General features: G+C 27.0%; 6 protein-coding genes. 3 read left to right on the forward strand and 3 right to left on the reverse strand.

Annotation, left to right across the window (positions count from 1 at the left end; genetic code table 11):
• Positions 1-14 precede the first annotated feature (14 nt).
• Both Q5F54_RS10260 and Q5F54_RS10265 read right to left on the reverse strand, forming a co-directional pair.
• Positions 15-230 (reverse strand): DUF1659 domain-containing protein, encoded by a 216-nt coding sequence (locus Q5F54_RS10260; protein WP_302334367.1) that lies wholly within the window; start codon positions 228-230, stop codon positions 15-17.
• Positions 231-330: 100 nt separating this feature from the next.
• Positions 331-996 (reverse strand): N-acetylmuramoyl-L-alanine amidase, encoded by a 666-nt coding sequence (locus tag Q5F54_RS10265; protein WP_302334368.1) that lies wholly within the window; start codon positions 994-996, stop codon positions 331-333.
• Positions 997-1152: 156 nt separating this feature from the next.
• Between Q5F54_RS10265 and Q5F54_RS10270 the strand changes: the two genes are divergently transcribed.
• From Q5F54_RS10270 to Q5F54_RS10280, 3 genes are all read left to right on the forward strand, one after another.
• Complete coding sequence (locus tag Q5F54_RS10270; RefSeq protein WP_302334369.1) at positions 1153-1407, forward strand: Mor transcription activator family protein; 255 nt, start codon at positions 1153-1155, stop codon at positions 1405-1407.
• A gap of 1592 nt (positions 1408-2999) precedes the next feature.
• Complete coding sequence (locus Q5F54_RS10275; RefSeq protein ID WP_302334370.1) at positions 3000-3710, forward strand: DUF3800 domain-containing protein; 711 nt, start codon at positions 3000-3002, stop codon at positions 3708-3710.
• On the forward strand, positions 3710-4387 hold the full coding sequence (locus tag Q5F54_RS10280) for a hypothetical protein (protein ID WP_302334371.1): 678 nt from the start codon (positions 3710-3712) through the stop codon (positions 4385-4387). Before Q5F54_RS10275 ends, Q5F54_RS10280 begins: the two co-directional genes overlap by 1 nt.
• A gap of 263 nt (positions 4388-4650) precedes the next feature.
• Here Q5F54_RS10280 and Q5F54_RS10285 read toward each other — a convergent pair whose 3' ends face one another.
• Positions 4651-5103: a helix-turn-helix transcriptional regulator gene (locus Q5F54_RS10285; RefSeq protein WP_302334372.1), complete on the reverse strand. Its 453-nt coding sequence runs from the start codon at positions 5101-5103 to the stop codon at positions 4651-4653.
• Between the last annotated feature and the right edge of the window lie 118 nt (positions 5104-5221).

Consider the following 5221-nt stretch of genomic DNA (forward strand, 5'->3'; position numbering starts at 1 on the left):
CAACAGACTTTTTACTAAGCTAAAGTAGTGTTATCTATCTTAGCTATTTCAAGTTTTTCATGTTCTTGAAGTCCTATTAAGGCTTCTGCAACATCATATACATCTTGTGCAGTTGCATCATGTTTTAAGTTTGAGAATGTTTTACTTCTAACTTTTGTTTTTCCATCTTCCATACCTAAGTCTAGTTTTATTCTTAGACTTGATGGGTTTTGCATTTCATTAACAGGCATATAGTCACCTCCATTTATTTATTTGAAGATTTGTTCTTCTTGATATTAAGTATAAAAAGAAAAGCTTTTAAGATATATTAAAGTTTTTGAAAAAAATATTTTATAAAGAATTTATTATATGAGTATTATTAAAACCTTTAGATATAGCAGTATTTTTTATTTCAACAGCGGTGGACATATCTTTAAACTCACCTATACAAACTCTATAAAAGATACCATCATCAACTATTGATTTATTTACAAATGCTAGTAGTGATTTTGATATACTAGTTGCTATATTTTTTATATAAATATCTGATTTTAAAGAAGCCTCTACAGATGTATTAGATATAAAGTCTATTTCTATTAATAGTGCTGGCATTTTAGTTTTTTTGAGCACTGAAAAGTTTTTTGAAATTTTAACTCCACGATTAGGTGTATTTATTGCTTTTGATAAGTTAGTGCATATATCTTTTGATAGGGTATATAGTTTGCTTTTTTCGTCATATACCCATACTTCAACTCCTTTAGCAGATTTATTGGTTGATGAGTTCATGTGTATGCTTACGAAGTAGTCACAGTTTTCTTTATTTGCTTTTGAGCTTCTATAATCTAGTGAGTAGTATTTGTCTTCTTCACGTGTAGTTATTACTTTTTCAAAGGCTTGTTCAAGGTTATTTTTTATTAACATTCCTATTTTTAATACTGTGTCGCTTTCTTTTGTTTTGTTAGTTCCAATTGCGCCTGAATCTTTTCCTCCATGTCCAAAGTCTAGATACCATTTCATAGTATTACCTCCTATATTGTTTTAGTAAAGTTAATTTTTATAATAATTTAGTCTAGGAGTGTTTAAATAGTATATTAAAAGAATTTATAAATTTAGTAGGATGCTTTGATTTTGATATAGAATATATAGTTATAATGTTTTTGAGGGGGGATTTTAGTGTTAGATAGTTTAACTAGGGATGATCTACCTGATAGTGTTATGGATATTGTTGATATTATAGGGATTGACGCTTTTAAGGATTTGGTTAGGCTTGCTGGTGGGAGTAATTTATATATTCCTAATGAGAGTAGTCTTGTTAAGTCTTTTAGGAACAAAAAGATTAGGGAAGTTTTTGCTGGTGATTATAAGTCTATTTCTAGAAAGTTTGGTATTAGTGAAGCTCAGGTTAGAAATATTGTTAATTATAAGTGAGCTAATTTTTTATGGTGAGTCGTGTTTATAGACAGTGATTAAGAAATGATGAATCTTTTTTATTTAGACAAGATATTCTTATATAAGGTATTTTAAGTATATATGCTTCGCATAAGTGATTTGTAGTAGATAATGAATTGATAAGTTAAACCTTCGGTTATTCAGCCCCGGTATGGTGCAAACTTACACTTCATAAAAACTAAGACATACAAGGTGATGCTACATTTTAGCTCATATGTTTAGAGGATTTTAAGATTCTAATATGAGCTAAAATGTAGCTTTATTTATGTGCTAACTATTTATTCCGTTTCAGCTTGCACCATACTTCCCGCCGCGCGCTCTGCTCCCCCTCCACCAATCCCTTTTATCTTTATATAAGATAGGTGAATGTTTATATTGATATAAACTTATATAGATGAATGCTTTCAGTTTAAATGATAGAGATTTTTATAGTATATGTAGATAGTTGAAGTAGGAGCAAAAAACACTCCTACCTCAACTATCTTTATTTATATTCTAGGGTCAAAACTCTAGGGTCAGTCTGACTTCACAGATTGTAGCAAAAACCGCTACAAACTGTGATGCCAGACTAAAAACTTACTGCATGAAATTTTTATAATTGTATTATATATATTAATATCAATATTTTAGATATTCACTATATTTTACGACTAGGTTAGTAATTAGCATTATTATTAGGGTTATATATTATAGATATTGTTATTTATATAGATATTACTTATGTTATCGTTAGTATATATAATTTTAATACTTATGGAGTTTGGCTTCGCCACCGCGCTTTACGTTACAATCTTTTGAGCAAAAACCACTCAAAAGGATTTCCACTACAATCGCTAACTCGACTTTTTCCATAGCTTTGTAGTAATATAAAAATTTATTTTGTATAGATAGTTTATGAGTATAATTTAAGCCTATCGGCTATGCCCCTCTGACTAACTTAAAAAGCACTCACACATTCACTACTAACATACTTCGCAAACATCATATTTCATATCAAGTCTGCTACGTATCTTATCCGTTCATTTGTGTTCGTAGCTTCTTTTAAGTAGCCATTCACTGCCCTAAGCCCAATGCCCAGTTTTCTAGTTTTTTAGGTTACTTTCCTTATAGGGGGTGTTGTGCCTTCACGTTTTAGATAATTTAGTTGGTTAGATTTTTTTGTGCATAGCTTTGTATTTAGATTTTTTGTGTTTTTGGTTGGTTTCGGCATTATGGTGTGCTGTTTGGTAGGCGCATGGGATAAAACCGTTGCTCCGCTATCCCATGCTGGGTTTATTGGCTTTTAATAAAGTAATATAATTATAATAATACCAGATTGCAATAATATAAATAGTTAATATATTTATATTATATTTTAGATATAAATGTTATAATTATAAAATGAATTAGAATTTAATATATTAATGGGTAAATATGAAATAAAACGTAAAAAAATTACTAAACTTATAAAAAATAATATATACTATATATAGTATAGGGATAGCAAAAAAATACTATATATAGTATTAGTATTATGTATAAATCAATAAAATGAAAATTATGTTAACTATAAAATGAAAGGAAATTACAATATGTATAATATTTATTGTGATGAAAGCTGTCATTTACCAAATGATAGTAGTGATATTATGGTATTAGGTGCTATAACATGTAGTAAAGAAGAAAAACAAGAAATTTTTGAAGATATAAGAAATATAAAGAAAAAACATAATGTAAGCACGTGGAATGAAATTAAATGGACTAAGGTTTCAATATCTAAAATAGATATGTATAAAGAATTAATAGATTATTTCTTTGATAATAAGAATTTAAGTTTTAGAGGACTAGTTGCTAAAAATAAGAATGAATTAGACCATAATAAATATAATGATGGTGATTATAATACTTGGTATTATAAAATGTACTTTACATTGCTAAATACACTGATAGATTATGATAGTTATTATAATATATTTATAGATATAAAGGATACTAAGGGAGGTCCTAGAGTTAAAAAACTTAGGAAGGTGTTATGCAATAATATATATGATTCAAAAGAAGAAGTTATAAAAGGTATATATCAAATTAATTCAAGAGAATCTGAAATATTACAACTAACAGATCTTTTAATTGGTGCGATATCTTATTTACATAGAGGGTTATATAATGAAAATTCTAACAAGGGTAAAGATATTTTAATTAAATATATAATAGAAAAAGGTAATATAGATTTATATAGAAAGACAAGCAAATATGAGGCTAAGTTTAACTTGTTTATATGGAATCCAAAGGGGTGGTATTAGTGGATAAAAGCAAGCTTACTCCACCTATTTTTTATAATGGAGATAGCATAGAAGAAATAATTGATTCAGCATATGAAGACTTTAAAAATGGATTTATGAATAAGGATAAGAGACCTAAATATAAAGGTAAATTTATATTTTTTAATATGAATAAAAATATTAAAGTTATGAATAAGGATGCTATAAATGAGGAAGATAGATATACAAACATAACTTTAACAAAAGCAGAAAGATTTTATCATATTATATCAATAGATAAAAAGGAATATATTCAAGTTTTTCCTTGCTATAACACACCTGAATATGAAAGTTGCCAAGTAGAATGTGAGACTATAAGAGCTAAAGGTGAATTTATATATTTGAGTAGAGTAGAATGTTTATATAGATTATATAGGATACATAGAATAAGTGAAGTTATAGAACTTGCTAATGCAGATGATAAGCATATAGATCAATGGGTTGAGATAGAGTTAGATAAAAAGAAAAATAAAATTCGTAAAATTTATATTAGGTATACATATGGAAATGATGATTATATCGTTATTTTAAAAGAAAAAGTAAATAGAGATAAGAGTATTTATTATGAATTTATAACAGCATTTCCTGTTTTTTTAAAAAGAAATAAAGATCAGTATAAAGAGGCGTATAATAGCTATAAAAGGAATGGTATAAAATAAAAAAGGCTGGTTATCGCAGTGCGAAATCCAGCTTTCTCCTTCTACAACTTGGTAGATGAGCTACTTAAATAATACTGTATAATATTGATTTTGTCAATATGGTATACAGTACCATATCTATATAGATATTTATATTATATTGATAAGTTAATAAAAATATACATTATTATTTAAATATACACGTTTCATAAAATCAATATATTTAATCTAATATTAATGCAACAAATATATTAAAATAAACTATTCAATACAATATATATTTATTATATTAAATTATATTTAGATAATTTATTGTTTATCTTATAATAAGTAGTTATGCTCATAATTACACCATCCTCCCATAAACTATAACCTCTTTCTGAAATACCAAGTAATTTAGAAGCAGATTTTTTAGTTAAGTTATTTTCTAATCTCCATTTAAATAACTTGTCCTTGAAACTAGATGATTCAAGTAAGAATTTTGAATATCCTTCACTACATAAAATATTAATATCTAATATGGAACCTAATTTATTAATAGATTCTAAAGTAGGACAAAATTCATCACGTTCATAAGATCCTATCATACTATGTTGCATACCAATTTGATTTCCTAGCTCATATTGAGATAATCCTTTTAAAAGTCTTAGTTTCTTTAACCTTTGTCCAAAAGTATCTTCTGGTAAATCACTATAGTCATATAAGCTATGAATAAAAGTTGCATTTAGTGAGTTCACGCAGAGGCAATATGTACAGGTAGCTTGGCAGGGCATAATGCTGCTAGATATTGTGCAGATAGATATTTAATTCAACTACCAACGAATCTATTAATAGGTGATTTTATTGCATATTCTA

Origin of the sequence: uncultured Romboutsia sp. (assembly GCF_958366745.1) — a bacterium.
GTDB lineage: Bacteria > Bacillota > Clostridia > Peptostreptococcales > Peptostreptococcaceae > Romboutsia > Romboutsia timonensis.